This window comes from Persicitalea jodogahamensis (genome assembly GCF_014651615.1).
Classification (GTDB): Bacteria; Bacteroidota; Bacteroidia; order Cytophagales; family Spirosomataceae; genus Persicitalea; species Persicitalea jodogahamensis.
Map to the genome: position 1 here is coordinate 1,953,709 of NZ_BMXF01000001.1, position 17,651 is coordinate 1,971,359.

Here is a 17,651-nt window from a genome sequence, read left to right on the forward strand (position 1 = left end):
CCTGCCTATTTTATTATTCACTCATTCACTCATTCACTCATTCTATCATTGAATCTAGTGAAATACAATTCCGACGTCGAGGCCGCTGAGGCGATGACGCAAGCGTACCAGAAACTCCGCACCGAAATCGGGCAGGTCATTGTTGGACAGGATAACGTAGTCAAACTACTGCTTACCGCCATTTTTTGTCAGGGACACTGCCTGCTGGTGGGGGTTCCCGGCCTGGCCAAAACGCTTTTGATTCAAACCATCGCTTCGTCGATGGATTTGAGCTTCAACCGCATTCAGTTTACGCCTGATCTGATGCCCTCGGACATTGTGGGTTCCGAGACGCTGGACCAGCAACGGAACTTCAAATTTCTGAAAGGCCCTGTTTTTGCCAACATTATTCTGGCCGACGAAATCAACCGCACCCCGCCCAAAACGCAGTCGGCGCTTCTAGAGGCGATGCAGGAATATTCGGTGACGGTGGCCGGACAACGCCACGACCTGCAGCGGCCCTTTTTCGTTTTGGCGACCCAAAATCCCATCGAGCAGGAGGGTACGTATCCGCTGCCCGAAGCGCAGCTGGACCGCTTCATGTTCATGATTTCGCTGGACTACCCCTCCTACGCCGAAGAGGTGAGCATCGTGAAAGCCACGACCACCGACGAGCGGCATTCCGTGCAGGAAATCCTGAGCGGACAGGACATTCAGGAGTTCCAGCATCTGGTGCGCCGCGTGCCCGTCACCGACAATGTGATCGAGTACGCCGTGAAGCTGGTGCAGAAAACCCGGCCCAATACCGAACTGGCCGCCGCCGACACCGCCAACTACCTCGAATGGGGCGCAGGTCCCCGGGCTTCGCAGGCGCTTATTCTGGCCGCCAAATGCAACGCGCTGCTGTCGGGCAAGTACTCCCCCGATATCGAAGACGTGCAGGCCGTCGCGCTGCCCGTGCTGCGCCACCGCATCGTCCGCAACTTCAAAGCCGAAGCCGAAGGCATTTCGGTGGATAACCTGATCGGGCGACTGGTTTAGTGAATGGAAAATGGATAAGTGATAATGGACAATTGTTCGGCAAGTCTTAGTCTGACCATTGACCAGTAAATGTCCGCAGACATTATTTATTTCAGGATTTGCGCTCGCCCTTTGAGGAAATCAGCGCAAATCTTTTCTTTTTATACCAATCCTCTAAACAAGTCGGGTAGATACGCCACGCAGCAGCCTGCCTCCTAACTTCCTAACCCTCTAAACAAATCAACAATTCAACACTTAAACAGTAACACCATGTCTATCATAGGAAAAAACTATATCGGCTTCTCACAATCCGCCGACAATGCCAAAACTTTTCAATCGTACGTTCCGGTAAGCGATTCACATTTATCCGAAGAATTCCACCCCGCCACGCCGGAGGAAGTGCAGCGGACGATGCAGCTCGCCGAAAAAGCCTTTGACGAGTACGCCGCCCTGCCCGCCGCCAAACGCGCCGATTTTCTGGTGGCGATTACCGAGGAAATCATGGCGATGGGCGACGAACTTCTGGAACGCGCCCACCAGGAAACCGGACTGCCCATGGGACGCCTGCAGGGCGAACGCGGCCGCACCGTTGGGCAGCTCACTCAGTTTGCCGACCTCATCCGCGAAGGTTCCTGGGTCGAAGCCCGGGTAGATACCGCCCAGCCCGACCGGCAGCCCGCGCCCAAGCCGGACCTGCGCAAAATGCTCGTTCCCATCGGGCCTATCGTAGTGTTTGGGTCGAGCAATTTTCCCTTTGCCTATTCGATTGCGGGCGTGGATACCGGTCCGGCGCTGGCCGCCGGCAATCCCGTCATTTTGAAAGCACACCCGGCACACCCCGGCGTCAGCGATCTGACGGCGCAGGCCATCGTGAAGGCCGCGAAGCGCACCGGCATGCCGGATGGCGTCTTTTCGATGCTCTACGACGACGGCTACGAGGTAGGCACGGCACTGGTGCAACACCCGCACACCAAGGCGGTGGGCTTCACCGGGTCGCTGAAAGGAGGCATGGCCCTCTACAAAATGGCGCAGGAGCGCGACGAGCCGATTCCCGTTTTTGCCGAAATGGGCAGCGTGAACCCGGTCGTGATCCTGCCCGATACCCTGACCGCGCAAACCGACTCGCTGGCCAAAACGCTGGCGGGGTCGGTCACCCTGGGGGCCGGACAGTTCTGTACCAATCCAGGATTGGTGTTCACCGTGGAGTCGCCGGCTTTAAAAGAATTTGAGGAAAAGTACGCCGAAGAGGTGGGCAAAGTCACTTCCATGACGATGCTGACCGAAGGCATCCGCCAAAACTACTTCAAGCTGCGCGACGCCGCCCTGGCTGAGCCGGAGGTGGAAACGTTGGTACTTTCCGACGAGAAAGTGGAAGGTGAAAACCAGTCGCAGGCATCCATCGCCCGCGTGAGCGGCAAGGCGTTCATGGACAACCCCAATTTGCACGAGGAAGTCTTCGGTCCGTTCTCGCTGCTGGTCGTGTGTAAAGACATGGAGGAACTACAAGCCGCGCTCTGGCACATTTCGGGCCAGCTTACGGCTTCCCTGATGGCCGACGCCGACGAAGCCGCCAGGTACCCGCAACTGCTGCGGCTGCTTTCCCGCCGGGCGGGTCGTTTCATCATGAACGGCGTCCCCACTGGTGTGGAGGTCTGCCCCGCGCAGCACCATGGCGGACCGTTCCCTTCCACCACCGACTCTCGTTTCACCTCCGTGGGCCGAGATGCCATCCTGCGCTTCGTGCGTCCGCAGTCTTTTCAGGATTGGCCGGACAGCCTCCTGCCCGACGAGCTGAAAAATGCCAACCCAATGGGAATCTGGCGGCTGGTCAATAATGAGCAGACGAAGGAAGCGATTTGAGTTGACTAAGTACCTCCCCGAACAAGCCCCGGATAAAAAAATCCGGGGCTTGTTGTTTTATAAGCTACCTGATGGTGAAAAAGCAGAACTAATTACTTAATCCGGCCAAATCACTTATTTTGCCAATCATTTGGTACCTTGCGGGCTATGCTGAACTGGCTTTTCAAAACCCCGTCCCTACCGCTCGATCTGTCTTTTTTGGGCGCGGATATGCACTCGCACCTGCTGCCGGGCATCGACGATGGCGTTGGCGATGCGCAGGAGGCCGTGGCCATGATCCGGCAAATGAAAGCTTACGGCTATCACCACCTCATCACCACGCCCCACATTATATGGGATTGCTACCGCAACACGCCCGCCACGATTGCCGAGGGACTGCAGACCGTGCGGGCGGCCTGCGCCGAAGCGGGGCTGGACATTCAGCTCGACGCGGCGGCGGAGTACTTTCTGGACGAGCATTTCAGTGAATTGCTCAGCGCCGGAGAGCCGCTACTCACCCTGCCCGGCAAGCGGGTGCTGGTGGAACTACCCTACACCACGCCGTTGATGAACACGCCGGAAATCCTTTTTTCCATCATTGGCCATGGCTACCAACCCGTTTTGGCGCATCCCGAACGCTACGCTTACTACCACGCCGATCCCACCATATTTCAAAAACTCAGCGATCAGGGCTGCGAATTACAGCTCAATGCCCTCTCGCTGACCGGGCACTACGGGGAAGGCGTAACACGGACCGCCGAGTGGCTGCTGAAACATCGACTCGTCACTTTTCTCGGTTCCGATGCCCACCGTATCAGCCACGTGGAGCAGTTGAAAAAATTGACGAAAAGGAAAGACCTGAAAGATTACCCTTTTCAAAATTACAAATTGTCACCAAAGGGCATATAGAATAGTACTTGTCGAATATTTTATAAAAAAAACAAGACGATTTTAGGAGAAGTAAAAGATTATCCTCTTACTTTGAATAAACTTTGGTGCTCTTCCCTCAGAGAACCACTATCGGGAGAAACACTTCCCGGCATTGGCCCGCCAAAGTTTAGCGTTGCTGTACACACATTCGAACAGTTTCTTTCATAAGTTAGCAACGAATATATTTATACCGCATCCCCTACGTATGAATTTTGACCGCACCCGCAAACCGAGTTTTGCCATTCTTTTGTTGATCAGCGTAAATTTTCTTTTTTGTTCGCTGCAATCCTGCGTCTCTCCCAAGTCCATCGTTTATTTCCAAAGTGATTCGCTCCGCTATTCGGTGGACAGCATCCGGCAATCCTACACTCCTACGATCCAGCCCAATGACCTGCTGTCTATTGTCGTCGGTAGCCTGAATCCCGAGTCGGACGTTATTTTTAATGTTCCCAATCAATACACCACCTCAGCGATGCGTTACGGCAATACCGGCGGTGGTTCAGGACAAAGCCTGGGGTATCTGGTCGATAGCGATGGCAACATCGAAATGCCCATTGTGGGCAAGATTCGCATTCAGGATTTGAAGACGCAAATCGCCGCCGACACCATCCGCCGCCGTCTGCTTACCGTGCTGCGTGAACCCACGGTCACCATGCGCTCCCTTAACTTCAAGGTGTCAGTACTGGGGGAGGTAAGCAAACCTGCCATCTATGTGATTCCCGATGAGAAGATTACCCTGCCCGAGGTGCTGAGCCTGGCGGGTGACTTAACGATTTACGGTCGTCGTGACAACGTCACGGTGATTCGGGAGGAGAACGGATTACGCGAATTCGCTAAAGTCGATCTCACCTCCCGCGACATATTTAGCTCTCCCTATTATTATTTACATAAAAACGATGTGGTGTACATCGAACCTGTCGAAGCCCGGACCACTTTTACTGACCGCCGCCTCCAGTTGCTTCCCCTCTTTATAAGTATTGTTTCCACCGTGGGCCTGATCGCTATTAACCTGACGCGTTAGGATCTTTCGATTCCTATTAAGAAAACCAAAACCAGATCCCAAGAACGTAGCACTATTCAATGCAACACGAAGAGTATTTTGAACAGGAAGAATCGGATTTCAATTTGCGGGAGTACATCAGCCGTTACCTGCGCTATTGGTATCTGTTTCCGATTTTTGTGGTCATCGCTCTGACGGCCGCTTACTTTTATTTACAAACCACCCAGCCTGTCTATTCTACCACCGCTACACTGCTCATTAAGGACGAGCAAAAAGGAATGGGTGGTGGCACTGAGGATTTGCTGGCCGAATTGGGACAGTTTAGTGGCAATAAAATCCTGGAAAACGAAATTGAAGTGCTTTCCTCCCTCACCCTGATGGCGCAGGTTGTCGAAAACCTGGGGTTAAACGTGGCCTATGACGCCAAGGATGGATTGCACATGGTCGATCTCTACAAGGCGACCAATGTAGTGGTAAAGCCCGAGGTTCTGAACGCCTACGCTTATACCGAGCCTTTGCTGATCCATATTCAGGACGCCGGACACTTCCGCTTCAATGACGAATCGAAAGTTTATTCTTTTGGGCAAAAGTTTACCAATGCCTGGGGGGTATTCACCGTCTCGCGCGCCGATAGTATCGAAGACCGGGGGTTTAACGACATCCAGGTGCATTTCCGCGACTTGGCTAGTTTAGCTGAGAGCTTTCAAGGGCGCCTTTCAGTGCAACAGGGCAACCCCAAAAGCACGGTACTTAATATTTCGTTGGAAGATACTTCCCCGCGACGGGCCCGCGACATCCTCAATAACCTGCTCGATGTGTACGTACAGAGTAATCTTAACGACAAGAACCGCGAAGCTTCCAATACCCTCGAGTTCATCGGGAGCCGACTGGAACTAGTGACCGGCGAACTAGGTGATGTAGAGGGCGAAGTAGCTTCCTACAAGCGGTCCCAGGGATTAACGGATATTGGAGCTGAGACGCAGATTTTCCTCGAAAATATTCAGGAAAACGATACAAAATTGAATGAAGTCAACACCCAGATGAGTGTGTTGGAAAGTGTGGACCGTTACATCGAGGCCAGTGGTGAAGGAGCCATTGCTCCCGCGACCTACCTGATTAACGACCCGGTGCTGGTGTCGTTGCTCACTCGCTACGCCGACCTCAAGCAACAACAGGAGCGTTATGTCCGCACCGTTCAACCGGGAAACCCCCTGCTCGAAACCGTGAACTCCCAACTCGCCAACACCCGGCAGTCCATCAAGGAAAACCTGCAAAACCTACGTCGGGGACTGGATATCACCAGGCAAAATCTGGCTTCGGTCAATTCTCGCTTCTCTCAGGGGTTACGTTCCATTCCGCAGAAAGAGCGCGAGTATGTCGGCATCAAGCGGCAGCAGACGATTAAAGAGAATCTTTACCTTTACCTGCTCCAGAAGCGCGAAGAAACCGCCCTCGCCTACGCCTCTACTGTTACCGACAGCCGTCTGCTTGATGCGCCCAAGACCTCCTACCTACCAGTTAAACCTAAACGTTCCATAATTTGGCTGGGTGCTGTAGCTGCCGGGATTATTACACCCCTGCTGTTGATTAACCTACTCTTTCTGCTCAATAATACCGTACAGCGCCGCGACGAAATCGAAGCCGCCACCCACGCTTCCATACTGGGAGAAATTGGCATGCTGGCCGGGACCAAAGGAAGTGAGGACACGATCATCCAGATGACGAGCCGCTCCGCCGTGGCCGAGCAGTTCCGTGCCCTGCGCACCAATCTGCAGTACCTGGGCGACGGTACCTGCCGTGTCCTGCTCTTTACTTCATCTATCGGCGGGGAGGGCAAGAGCTTCGTGACGCTCAATCTGGGGGCTAGTCTTGCCTACGCCGACAAAAAAGTCATTATCGTGGGACTCGACCTTCGAAAGCCCTCCCTGCACCTACGGCTCGGTATCAGTAATGATCGCGGGGTGACCAACTACCTCATCGGCCAGGGGAAATTGCCCGATCTTATCCAGAAAACAACCGTTCATCCCAATCTTAACATCATGGCGAGTGGCCCTCTGCCGCCCAATCCTTCCGAGTTAATTAGTAATGGTCGCCTACCCGGTTTGATCGACGAACTTCGCCAACAATACGATTATGTGCTTTTGGATGCCCCTCCTTTTGGACTAGTTACCGACGCCGCCCTCATTGCTGAGTGCGCTGATGCTACATTATACATTGTGAGATACAACTATACCTTACGCGCCCACTTGCGCGATATTGCCGAATTACAGAAGGCTCAGCGGTTCAACAATTTGAGCCTTATTTTCAATAGTGTAAATTATGGAGCAGGCTATGGTTACGGATATGGAGGATATGGTTACGGCTATTATGAAGAAGACAATGATGGACAACGCAAACAGATTTTAAATCGGGTAAAAAAAATATTAGCAAAGAAATAAATATTAATAATAAATTATATTCCTAATATTTAAACTAGGAAATTTAAATATTGGCTAAGAATTATAGAAGGGTATTTTTCTGAGAAAACTTGTCCTGCATGCGGATGCGATGAAGTTCAATTAGTGGATAGGAAATATATCACTAATAGACTATTCAAATGCAAAAAATGTTTATTGCAATTCCGTCATCCAAAAGATAATGAGACATTTCAAAAAAAAATCAGAAAGGGTACGAGCAAGATGATAACATAACGACAAAATTACAGTCCGATGAAGAGTTAGAAGTCCTTAAACAGAGCAACTTTAATAACAAAAATATTAAGTTGTGGAGCGTTGTTGTTAGTATATTATTTAGTAACATCGCTCCAAATGATATTTCTATATTGGATTACGGATCAAGTTGGGGATATCAATCGTTCCAGTTTCTTAAAGAAGGATATAATTGTTCAAGTTATGAAATATCTAAACAGAGAGCAGAATTTGGTAATAATAAACTAAGATTAAATATTCAGACAGACGAGCAATCGCTTCCAGAATTCAATGATATCTTTTTTTCTTCGCATGTTATTGAACATGTTCCATCCCCTAGTAAGATGATAAAATTAGGAACAAAATTACTTAAAGAAAACGGCTATTTTATTGAAATTTCCCCAAATGGGAGTTAAGATTTTAGAAAAAAGTATCCTGAAAGATTTCATAAACTTTAGGGCGAAGTTCATCCGAATTTATTAAATGATGATTTTTACAACACTATAATTTTAAACTATCCATATATATTAGCGTCATTACCAAATACTAATTTTTACAGGGGGGTGAAAATGGGATAAAGTAAGCCAAGTAAAACTCGACTTATCTGAATCTCAGCTAATTGTAATTGCTTGTATTACCAATGTATGAAAGATACAGAGTAGTAAGCCCGAAAGTATAATTAATTAAAATTATTATACTAAGTTAAATTTACAAAATGAAACTATCGACTAAAGATTTTTAAAAAAAAACACAGTCCCAGCTGTTACTTTCTTTTTTTGAAAACGTATCAGCAAAATGTGTCCAAACTCTTTAGAAAAGGAAATCAGAATATCCCGACTAGCCCGATTTAGTTTTCCTATGTTGTCCTCATGTTGATTACACTATTTTCCTTGATACCATAATTAAACTACGATTTAGTAACAGGAATGGATGATAGCCGACCAAGCGCAAGTAAGAATTGGGTCAAGCGGTTTTGCAGCAGACGATGGACCTAACCTTAAGCGTGAATATAAGAGCCCAATGGAGTTTGTGAATTATTTCCAGCGGCACAAGAAGGTGTTATTGACGAAACTTTGTAGAAGAGAAAGCATCCAGGTGAAGAGTTAGAAATACAATGTTGGAAATAATCACATACTGTTAAAACGATAGTCATCTCCACACCCAGTTGTTACATCCAAAATGTAATAAGCCGCTAGGTGGGCCACAGTCACAATTATCTTTTGCTCAAAAGATAGTTTTAGCGTAAAATGATAAATTTGAAAAACCATACCAGTCAATTAGATCTGGCTGTACGATATTATTAGAGCAGATATAATGTCAGAGGTTTTGATTTTTGAAAAGAAAGTTGGAAGGTATAGGGTATCTGAATCAGAAAATTTGAACAATTAGGATTTGTTTACGAAGCAATTACAGTATATGAGCCATTGATGGCGTGTCGCACTATCAAATTTTATTCATCTGAGAATATTGAATCTACAAGTGTAGAATATAATGCGATTTTGGGAAGGAGAGAACTGGATTGTAAAACTTGTATCAGAATTTCTAACTAGTTATATCGGCCCAGTGTACATGCTTTAGCTACATTGTAACTTTTATGCACTTATTATATACAGTTGCATAATTATGCTTGCTGACAAGAACAGAGAATGTATGTATGAATAGCACAATTTTCTAAATTCTAATAATGTCAGAGTTGTATTATAATTTGTTCTCCCAATATTTCTATAATCATTTTAATAAATGAGTTAGTAAAATCTAAATACTGGCCAGATATATTCTAATTTTATTATTTATAAAATTAGAATATATCTTTAGGTTTTTAATTCAAATAGCTCAGTAATTTACTAGGTATAGACATGGAATTTCAATCATTAGAAAAGACAGGACCATTATATATAACTAGATTTATTGCATCATTTGCTGTCTTATTATTTCACTTTTTACCAAAAGGAGAATATTCAACAAATTCAATAATAACTAAATTTGGTGAAGCGGTAAACTATTTCTTTTTTATTTCTGGATTTGTAATGATTATTTCAAATCAAAATTATTTATTGGGCGAAAGAAAAATTGATTCAAGTTATAGGTATACATTTTGGATTAAAAGATTGGCAAGAATATACCCATTATATATATTGTCTCTGTTAATATGTATTGCTTTTAATTATTTTATCGAAGAATTTGATAAAAGTATATATTATAGAGTTTGGCCTGAAATACTTGGTGTTCAACGCTGGTTGTACGCCGGATCGATAAATTTTCCAGGCTGGACAATATCATGTGAATATTTTTTTTATATGCTTTTCCCTTTATTATTTTCTAAACTCATTTATAAATCAAATAAATATATTATTACATTTGGCACATTATTTTGGTTGATTAGTTTAGTTACTACATATCAACTTGGGATTATTTTGTCAAAAAACATGATTGGAACATCTCTCATTATAAAAAAATTAATTTTAAGTTTATACAATCATCCAATATTTAAACTTTCAATATTTGTTACAGGAATGATTTGTGGAAAATATTATCTATTTACAGTAAAAAAAATACCAGCAAGAATGTCAAATATTTTGTGTATAGTATCTTTAATAATGATAATTGGAACAATTTGGATAATTCCAAAAGAAAATCGATTATTAGAAGGTGGGGTATTGACACCAGTATATTTTGTATTTGTTATAAACTTATGCAATTTAAGTATGAGACCAAGGAAATTACTTAATAATAAAATTTTTATTTTGTTGGGCGAAATAAGTTATGGATTATATATTCTTCAATTGCCAGTGTTGCTTTTCTTTGAGTATTATTTGAATAATAAAATAAAAGTTGATACAATAGGGCAATTTATAAATTATTTTATACTGTTATTTTTTTTCTCAACTATTATTTACTACATATTTGAAATTCCTGTGAAGAAAATACTATTGAAAAAGGTACAAAATAGTAATTTTCAATAGTAGATTTGTGAATTTTGTTAAAAAACACAAAGGGGATGAGTTTTGAAAGGCAGACACTGATTATATTTATTTAAATAATTAAATAATAATTTGAAAATATTTAACAAAAAATAAGATAATGAAAATACTAATTACAGGGAGTGCTGGTTTTATTGGCTATCATGTTGTAAAAAAATTCTTAGATTTAGGATTCGAGGTAGTTGGTCTTGATAATATAAATGATTATTATTCACCTCGTCTTAAGTATTTACGGCTTGGTGAATTGGGCATTTTAAGAGATAAAATAAAATGGTACCAAATAATAAAAAGTGTTTCTAGTATAAATTATCGTTTTATACGAATGAATTTGGAAGATAAACAACAATTATTTAGTTTATTTCAAGATGAATCATTTGATTATGTAATAAATTTAGCAGCGCAAGCAGGGGTTAGATACTCAATTGAAAACCCTGATGTTTATATGCAATCAAACATTGTTGGTTTTCATTATATACTAGAAGCCTGTAGGTATTTTCCACCTAAACATTTGGTACATGCATCTTCCTCATCTGTTTATGGTTCAAATGCAAAGATTCCCTTCTCTGAAGATGATAAAGTTGATTCTCCGATGAGTCTCTATGCTGTTACCAAAAAAAGTAATGAGTTAATGGCTCATGCATATAGTCATCTTTATGGTATTCCAATAACTTGTTTAAGGTTTTTTACAGTATATGGCCCATGGGGGCGACCAGATATGGCACCAATGATATTTGCAAAGGCAATCCTGAACCATAAGCCTATAAATGTTTTTAATAATGGAGAAATGGAGAGAGATTTTACTTATGTAGATGATATCGCAATTGGGACGCAACGAGCTTGTCTAACAAAATTTGAAAGTGACTCAAACTATCGAATATTTAATATTGGAAATGGAACTCCAATAAATCTTCTCGAATTTATCGAGGAATTAGAGAAAAGGCTGGGAAAATCAGCTATAAAAATTTTTTTACCGATGCAGCCAGGAGATGTAGCAAAAACTTGGGCAAATAATGAGACCTTAAGTAATTACATTAATTATACTCCCCAATACACATTAAGTAATGGGATTATACATTTTGCGGATTGGTATAAAGAGTATCACAAAAATATATTTCAAGAGTAGCATTTTTAATTTATGCTTAAAATATTCATGATTATATAAATAATGAATGAGGTAAATATGATTAATAATATTCCCATTATTGTCTTAACTCCAATTAAGAATGAGGATTGGATTTTAGATACATTTCTTAGAATAACATCTCTTTTAGCTGACTATATTATAATAATAGATCAAAACTCAGATGATAATTCGTATGCGATACTTAATAAATACCCAAAAGTTATATACTTAAAGAATCTTAAAGAGGATTACAATGAGTATTATAGGCAAAATATTCTAATTGAAAAAGCTAGAAGCATAATTGAAGGAAAAAAAATTCTTTTAGCACTAGACGCGGATGAAATTATTCCTTTAAGTTGTATTGAATCTCCTGAATGGAACTATATTAGTCAGTTAGATGAGGGGACAAGATTACTTTTTAAAAAGCCTGATGTGCTGCCAGGTGGAGAAACTTACTTAAATTATTCGAATTATTTTTTGATTGGATATATGGACGATGGTATGCCACATGCTGGACAAAAATTTCATAGTCCTCGCGTACCACCTGGTAGAAATGAATATAATGTAGAATCTATTTCTTTTTTACATCTTGCTATGATAAGGAAAAGTGAATATCAATCAAGACAAAGGCTATATTCAATATTAGAAAATATTAATAAGAGTAGCACATTACGAATAAGATATCGAAAATATTCAAGGACTTTTCAAAAAATTCGTTATTCCAATTTTCTTAAGAATATTCCAGAAAATTATATTTCCGATTATGAGAAAATAGGATTTTTTATAAAAAAAATTCGCTCTACTGAACAAAATAACTATAATAAGCGAATTTTATTTGAATTTAAAAAATTTGGTACAAAAATGTTTTGGATGGAAGATATTTGGTATGTGGATTATAGCTCCATCAATGCTGATTTGGGTAATATTTATCGCGAAGATATTAAATATCCTCCCTTAATTCTTTCAATTCTTAGAGAATTTTTTATTATTACATACTCTTGGGTAGTCAAAATAAAAATCCTGATCATTAAATCAAGATTTAGATTAAAATCTATTTACTATTTTAACTCTTAATTTTAGATTGCCAATTATTTGATATTAAAATTCAGATAACAATATTGTAGAATGCCTTCATTAACATGAAAGATAGATTATGAAAGTTACACAGATTTCTATTGGTAGATTCCATCACTTCCATTTAGCAAGACAGTTGGAAAGATTTGATTTACTTCAAACAATTTATACTGGTTATCCTAAATTTAAATTGAAAAATGAATTTGGCATACCCAATTCTAGAATAAAAACGTTTCCATGGATTCATGCTCCATATATGAAAAGAGGAGCTATTTACCTAAATAGGTTTTCATGGTTGAACAAAGAGTGGGAATGGATCGATAAACAGTCGTTAGATAAATTTGTATCTAGAAATATATCACATCCCACGATTCTAATTGCTTTATCTGGAAGTGGTTTATCTTCAGGATTAAAGAACCAAATTTTAGGTGGAAAATATATATGTGATAGAGGATCTTCTCATATTAGATTTCAAAATGAAATTTTAGAAGAAGAATACAGAATATGGGGTTATAAATTCAAAGGCATTGATCCTCGGGTCATTGAAAAGGAAGAGAAAGAATATGACGCTTCAAATCAGATTACAGTTCCTTCGGAATTTGTGAAGCAATCATTTATTTCTATGGGAGTTCCTGCAACAAAACTCAACAAAATACCTTATGGGGCAAATCTTGAAAGATTTAAAAAGTTACTTAAAACCCCTTCTGATAAATTTCGAATTTTGTGGGTTGGTAATGTGAGTATACGGAAAGGGTTCTTATACGCACTAGAGGCATTTCAAAATTTTAAGCATCCTTTGAAAGAATTTATAGTAATTGGGAATCTAGAAAATGAGGTAAGATATCTGATCAAAAACCGAAACCTTACTCATGTTAAATTTTTGGGCACTGTGCCTAACTCAAAATTATCCGAATTTTACAGTACAGCTCATGTATTTGTCCTTTCCAGTATTGAGGAAGGATTAGCAATGGTAATTGGAGAAGCATTGGCCTGTGGTTGTCCTGTCATTGCTTCTACTAACACTGGTGCACACGATCTTGTAAATGACGAGGTTGAAGGGTTTATTGTACCCATAAGGTCTGCTGATGCGATTTTAGAAAAGTTTGAAATTTTGGCTGCTGATAAAATGATATATGAAAGTATGTCTAATGCTGCAATATTGAGGGTTGAAAAGCTTGGGGGCTGGAATACATATGGCAATTGTTTCAAAAATTTAATTAGCAAACTATAATCCTAAGTTTTTTAAGAATAAATAAATTACATATTTAATTTGAATATGTATTGATCTAATGTCATCTACAAACAGAATTATTTCTGGCAGTGCCGCATCTTGGGCCCGTATAGTTATAACGCTCATCAGTCAACTGGCCTTTGTGCCTATATATTTGACCCATTGGGAAGTTAGCACATATGGTGTTTGGTTAGCAATTCAATCTATGATATCTATTCTGTCAACTCTTGACAAAGGTTATCAAAATTATTTAGGTTTCGAATTTTTACGTTGTGGTAGGGAAAACATATTGGAACTTAGAAGATTTTTGTGGTCTGGATCATTAGTTGGAGTATTACTTGGCTTCGTTCAGATTATTGTGATTTTGCTTTTATTCGCGACGGGAAGTTTGAATTTGATTTTTGGAGGAGTAAATGGTATTGATACACATACGGTGAGGATTGCGGGTTATGTACTACTTTCGCAAAGTATTTCGTGGCTAATTAGTGGAAGTATAAGTTCAATTATGGGCCGAGCATTGGCTGTTTATGGTTACTATCCTCGAATGTCTTGGTGGGGAGTAGTTTCATCGATTGTTACTACTACTTCACCTATTATTTCAGTACTGTTGGGTTACGGATTGTTTGTTACTGGCTTAGTATCTGCTGTTGTAACATTAATTTATAATATACCTCTATACATTGATATGATTAGATTACTCAAAAAAGAGAAGGTTTACTATATAATTCCTTCTTTGCAACTTGGTTGGAAAACCTTTGTAGCATCCCTAATACTTTCCGTGAAAGACTTACTAGAGAATTTCCGTCAGCAGGGTGTTCGATTAGTTCTTACACCATTAGTTGGTGCTGTTGGGATCGCTACTTTTTCTACAATTAGAACTGGTTCAAACGTTGCATTACAAGGCCTAGGAACAATAACAAATCCATTACTGCCTGAGTTAATGAACTTTCTACATAGAAGGGACCAAATAAAAATAGATGCATCATTTGCAGCTATTTGGATTGTTGTTATTGTGCTGTTAGCTCCTGGTATTGTTATTTTGCAAGCAATAGCTCCTGAATTGTATAAAATTTGGGTGAAAAATGAAATAGCTTATGACCCATATCTACTGGCTACTTTGTCGCTAGGTGTTTTGGTATATGCGCAATCACAACCAGCAATGGCGATTATTAGAGGTAATAATATATTGAGGCCTCAATTGTTTATATCCATAGTTGCGGTATCAGCATTATTTATTTTACTTTTTATTTTAGTACCTTACCTTGGACTTCCTGGCGCAGGTGTGGCACTATTAATTTCCGAGTTAGTAGCTACCCAAGGCTATAAAATTGTAGCAAAAAGATGGCTTTTAAATAATGGTTTAAAATGGCCAATTAAAACTTCTTTAATTTCTAGTTTCTCGATACTGACTGCTGGGATAGCTACGATTTGTCTTTCTAGATTTTCAGATTATGTAGTCCCAATTGTCTTGATTTCAATAATAATCTTATTATTGAACAGTATTTATTTTTGTATGAATTTGCCAAAGTTAATCTTAATCAAGTTGAGGGGAATGATAAATAAATAAATTAAAATGGAAACGATAGGTCCTCAAATTTCAATAATTACACCCGTATGGAATGGTATGCCATTTATAGTTGAATGTATAAGTTCTATCTTAAATCAAAAACTTCAAAATTGGGAATTATTGATTAGTGACGACGGTTCTACAGATGAATCACGTCAATATCTGAAAGAAATTAGTGATAAAAGAATTAAGGTTTACTTTCAAAAAAGTAATTTAGGTATTTTTGGTAATTTGAATTTTTTATTTTCTAAAAGTACGGCACCATTTTCTCAAATTTTATGCCAAGATGACTATTTTAACACTACGAATGCTTTGGATTTAATCCTTGAATATTGGAGAACAGCTCAAAACAATATCGGCTTTGTAAGATTCAACCATTGTCCATCTAATGTTAAGGGTCTAATTGGGTTTGAGAGTACTGTATTACCAAAGATAATTACCAATTCTAATTCCGATCTTTTCTTTTATGTATTTGGTAATATACCAGGGAACCTTTCAAATATATCTGCGCGAACTGGAATAATTAAAAATTGTGGATGGTTTAATCCAAGCATACCTTATGCTGGAGATTTTGAATTTTGGATAAGAGCTTGTAAGTTGTATCATTTTGGTCTTGTAAGTGAGAATATTACTTTTATTAGACGGCATTCAGATGCGGCATCTAATTTTTTGAATAAAAATGGCGAATTAATTTCTCAAAGATTCCCAATTATCAATCGGTTGTACAACAATATAATTAGTGATAGCTCCTTGTTTATATTTAAACTTCATGGAACCTTGTGCTATTATTGTGCTGAAAAGGACACTGGATTAAAATGCTTAGTAAATGGAAACGTTAACTATTTAAAATCTCTAAGCAAAAACACGAAAACTGTTTCATTTTTGTTTCCAAAGTTTCTGAGAATATTTATTTTTATTATTTCTATAGGAGGGCGAGTTGGAAGAGTATACACTGCAAAAAATTTGATTAAATATTATTTAAAATAGTTGCATCCTTTTTTGGTATAATACTGTTAATAATTTTTAAAATTTGAATGATTTAAATTTTAAAAATCTAATCTATTCTTTTTCGTATTTTTTATATTCCACTATTTTTCTTAGCTTTTTTAAAACCAAAAAGTTTAAATACCTTACCGAATTATTGATTAGTGAATAAATGTATTAGGTTTGTATTTTGCAAGAATGATAGCGAAATATAAGCTTACCGACTACGAAGCTTTCCGGAAGTGCTGCGCAGAGATGAAAGAAGCTGACTGGCGTAAGAAGGACATATCGACCGCGCTTGGCCTGACCGAAGGCTGGGTCAGCCAAACTTTAAAGAAGTACCGAGAGTCAGGCGCTCAGGGGCCTTTGGCCTGGAAAGCCACCGGTGCCCTGCCTCGAATGACTACCGATCAATTGGAAAAGCTAGTGGAGGAACCTAAAAGGGGAGCACAGTACCACGGGTATAAGGGATAGATATTGACCCGACAGCGAGTTAATTCGTTGATTGAAAGAATATTCGATGTGAGCTATGACCCGACCCAAGTGGGCCTTATCCTGAAAAAGCTGGGATGGAGCTTACAGAAGCCTGTCAAGAAAGCTCGACAGCAAGATAAGCAAAAGGTCGAGCATTGTCGGGATGAGGTACTTCCAGGACAAAAAAAAAGCTGAGGATGAGAACAGGGTTATCCTATACATTGATGAAACAGCCGCGCGGCGGACCGTCTGCTATCTGCTGCCTTTCCTGAGCCGTACTTGGGCACCTTGAGGGTAGACGCCGGTCATCGAAGAGAAGGCGGGAAAAGAACAACTGAGTCTGATCGCCGCCTTGACTCCCAATGGCCGTTTATACCTCAGTGGGCATGATAGTGAAACGGTAGTTTACTTTCTGGAATACCTGTGCCGCAGGTACCGCAGCGAAGATCTGATAATCGTATGGGGCCACGATTCATCGCAGCTGGGCTGTTAAGGCATTTCTGGCCAGGAAGCCAGGTCGGGTGCACCTGGTTGCCTTACCAGGATATAGCCAGGAGTGGTCCGCCACCGCGGTTGAACCCCGTGCAGCTCCTGTGGAGCCAATTGAAGAGGGAACTGAAAAATCAGGTGTTCCTGAATTTGAAGGGTTTGGTAGAGGGAGTGGTGAGGAAAGTCAAGGAAATACGGAATGATGCGGAGCTTCTAACTTCTTTCTTCCGCAAAAAGGAGGTAGCGTTCTTTATAGACTAATTCACTAATCAA

Annotated in this window: 14 protein-coding genes; all 14 read left to right on the plus strand. The window is 40.8% G+C overall.

Annotation, left to right across the window (positions count from 1 at the left end; translation table 11 throughout):
• Positions 1-57 precede the first annotated feature (57 nt).
• The gene (locus IE117_RS08030; RefSeq protein WP_189563770.1) at positions 58-1,020 is read left to right on the plus strand and encodes an AAA family ATPase; all 963 of its coding nucleotides are present in this window, start codon (positions 58-60) and stop codon (positions 1,018-1,020) included.
• Between the two features lie 249 nt (positions 1,021-1,269).
• Positions 1,270-2,859 carry an aldehyde dehydrogenase (NADP(+)) gene (locus IE117_RS08035; protein ID WP_189563771.1) on the plus strand — a complete coding sequence of 530 codons (1,590 nt, stop codon included), beginning with the start codon at positions 1,270-1,272 and terminating at the stop codon, positions 2,857-2,859.
• A 147-nt stretch (positions 2,860-3,006) separates the two neighbouring features.
• Entirely contained in the window at positions 3,007-3,747 is a 741-nt protein-coding gene (locus IE117_RS08040) for a tyrosine-protein phosphatase (protein ID WP_189563772.1), read from the plus strand.
• Between the two features lie 226 nt (positions 3,748-3,973).
• Positions 3,974-4,789 (plus strand): polysaccharide biosynthesis/export family protein, encoded by an 816-nt coding sequence (locus IE117_RS08045; protein WP_189563773.1) that lies wholly within the window; start codon positions 3,974-3,976, stop codon positions 4,787-4,789.
• Between the two features lie 59 nt (positions 4,790-4,848).
• Complete coding sequence (locus tag IE117_RS08050; RefSeq protein WP_189563774.1) at positions 4,849-7,206, plus strand: GumC family protein; 2,358 nt, start codon at positions 4,849-4,851, stop codon at positions 7,204-7,206.
• A gap of 323 nt (positions 7,207-7,529) precedes the next feature.
• A complete protein-coding gene (locus tag IE117_RS26535) occupies positions 7,530-7,871 on the plus strand; it encodes a class I SAM-dependent methyltransferase (RefSeq protein ID WP_189563775.1) in 342 nt (113 codons plus the stop codon).
• A gap of 1,440 nt (positions 7,872-9,311) precedes the next feature.
• The gene (locus tag IE117_RS08060) at positions 9,312-10,418 is read left to right on the plus strand and encodes an acyltransferase family protein (protein WP_189563776.1); all 1,107 of its coding nucleotides are present in this window, start codon (positions 9,312-9,314) and stop codon (positions 10,416-10,418) included.
• A 118-nt stretch (positions 10,419-10,536) separates the two neighbouring features.
• The gene (locus IE117_RS08065) at positions 10,537-11,559 is read left to right on the plus strand and encodes an NAD-dependent epimerase/dehydratase family protein (protein ID WP_189563777.1); all 1,023 of its coding nucleotides are present in this window, start codon (positions 10,537-10,539) and stop codon (positions 11,557-11,559) included.
• Between the two features lie 42 nt (positions 11,560-11,601).
• Complete coding sequence (locus IE117_RS08070; RefSeq protein WP_189563778.1) at positions 11,602-12,633, plus strand: glycosyltransferase family 2 protein; 1,032 nt, start codon at positions 11,602-11,604, stop codon at positions 12,631-12,633.
• Between the two features lie 79 nt (positions 12,634-12,712).
• Positions 12,713-13,864, plus strand: a complete 1,152-nt coding sequence (locus IE117_RS08075; protein ID WP_189563779.1) for a glycosyltransferase family 4 protein — start codon at positions 12,713-12,715, stop codon at positions 13,862-13,864.
• Positions 13,865-13,922: 58 nt separating this feature from the next.
• Positions 13,923-15,431, plus strand: a complete 1,509-nt coding sequence (locus tag IE117_RS08080; RefSeq protein ID WP_189563780.1) for a lipopolysaccharide biosynthesis protein — start codon at positions 13,923-13,925, stop codon at positions 15,429-15,431.
• A 6-nt stretch (positions 15,432-15,437) separates the two neighbouring features.
• The gene (locus tag IE117_RS08085) at positions 15,438-16,418 is read left to right on the plus strand and encodes a glycosyltransferase family 2 protein (RefSeq protein ID WP_189563781.1); all 981 of its coding nucleotides are present in this window, start codon (positions 15,438-15,440) and stop codon (positions 16,416-16,418) included.
• A gap of 195 nt (positions 16,419-16,613) precedes the next feature.
• Positions 16,614-16,889 carry a helix-turn-helix domain-containing protein gene (locus IE117_RS26225; protein ID WP_229580516.1) on the plus strand — a complete coding sequence of 92 codons (276 nt, stop codon included), beginning with the start codon at positions 16,614-16,616 and terminating at the stop codon, positions 16,887-16,889.
• A gap of 3 nt (positions 16,890-16,892) precedes the next feature.
• Entirely contained in the window at positions 16,893-17,084 is a 192-nt protein-coding gene (locus IE117_RS26230) for a helix-turn-helix domain-containing protein (RefSeq protein ID WP_262893090.1), read from the plus strand.
• Positions 17,085-17,651: the final 567 nt, after the last annotated feature.

Excerpts from the sequence above, each read along its gene's own strand:
- IE117_RS08080 (WP_189563780.1), top strand. The coding sequence starts at position 13,923 with ATGTCATCTACAAACAGAATTATTTCTGGCAGTGCCGCATCTTGGGCC.
- IE117_RS08045 (WP_189563773.1), top strand. The coding sequence starts at position 3,974 with ATGAATTTTGACCGCACCCGCAAACCGAGTTTTGCCATTCTTTTGTTG.
- IE117_RS08065 (WP_189563777.1), top strand. The coding sequence starts at position 10,537 with ATGAAAATACTAATTACAGGGAGTGCTGGTTTTATTGGCTATCATGTT.
- IE117_RS08050 (WP_189563774.1), top strand. The coding sequence starts at position 4,849 with ATGCAACACGAAGAGTATTTTGAACAGGAAGAATCGGATTTCAATTTG.
- IE117_RS08040 (WP_189563772.1), top strand. The coding sequence starts at position 3,007 with ATGCTGAACTGGCTTTTCAAAACCCCGTCCCTACCGCTCGATCTGTCT.
- IE117_RS08070 (WP_189563778.1), top strand. The coding sequence starts at position 11,602 with ATGAATGAGGTAAATATGATTAATAATATTCCCATTATTGTCTTAACT.
- IE117_RS08075 (WP_189563779.1), top strand. The coding sequence starts at position 12,713 with ATGAAAGTTACACAGATTTCTATTGGTAGATTCCATCACTTCCATTTA.
- IE117_RS08085 (WP_189563781.1), top strand. The coding sequence starts at position 15,438 with ATGGAAACGATAGGTCCTCAAATTTCAATAATTACACCCGTATGGAAT.
- IE117_RS26225 (WP_229580516.1), top strand. The coding sequence starts at position 16,614 with ATGATAGCGAAATATAAGCTTACCGACTACGAAGCTTTCCGGAAGTGC.
- IE117_RS08060 (WP_189563776.1), top strand. The coding sequence starts at position 9,312 with ATGGAATTTCAATCATTAGAAAAGACAGGACCATTATATATAACTAGA.
- IE117_RS08035 (WP_189563771.1), top strand. The coding sequence starts at position 1,270 with ATGTCTATCATAGGAAAAAACTATATCGGCTTCTCACAATCCGCCGAC.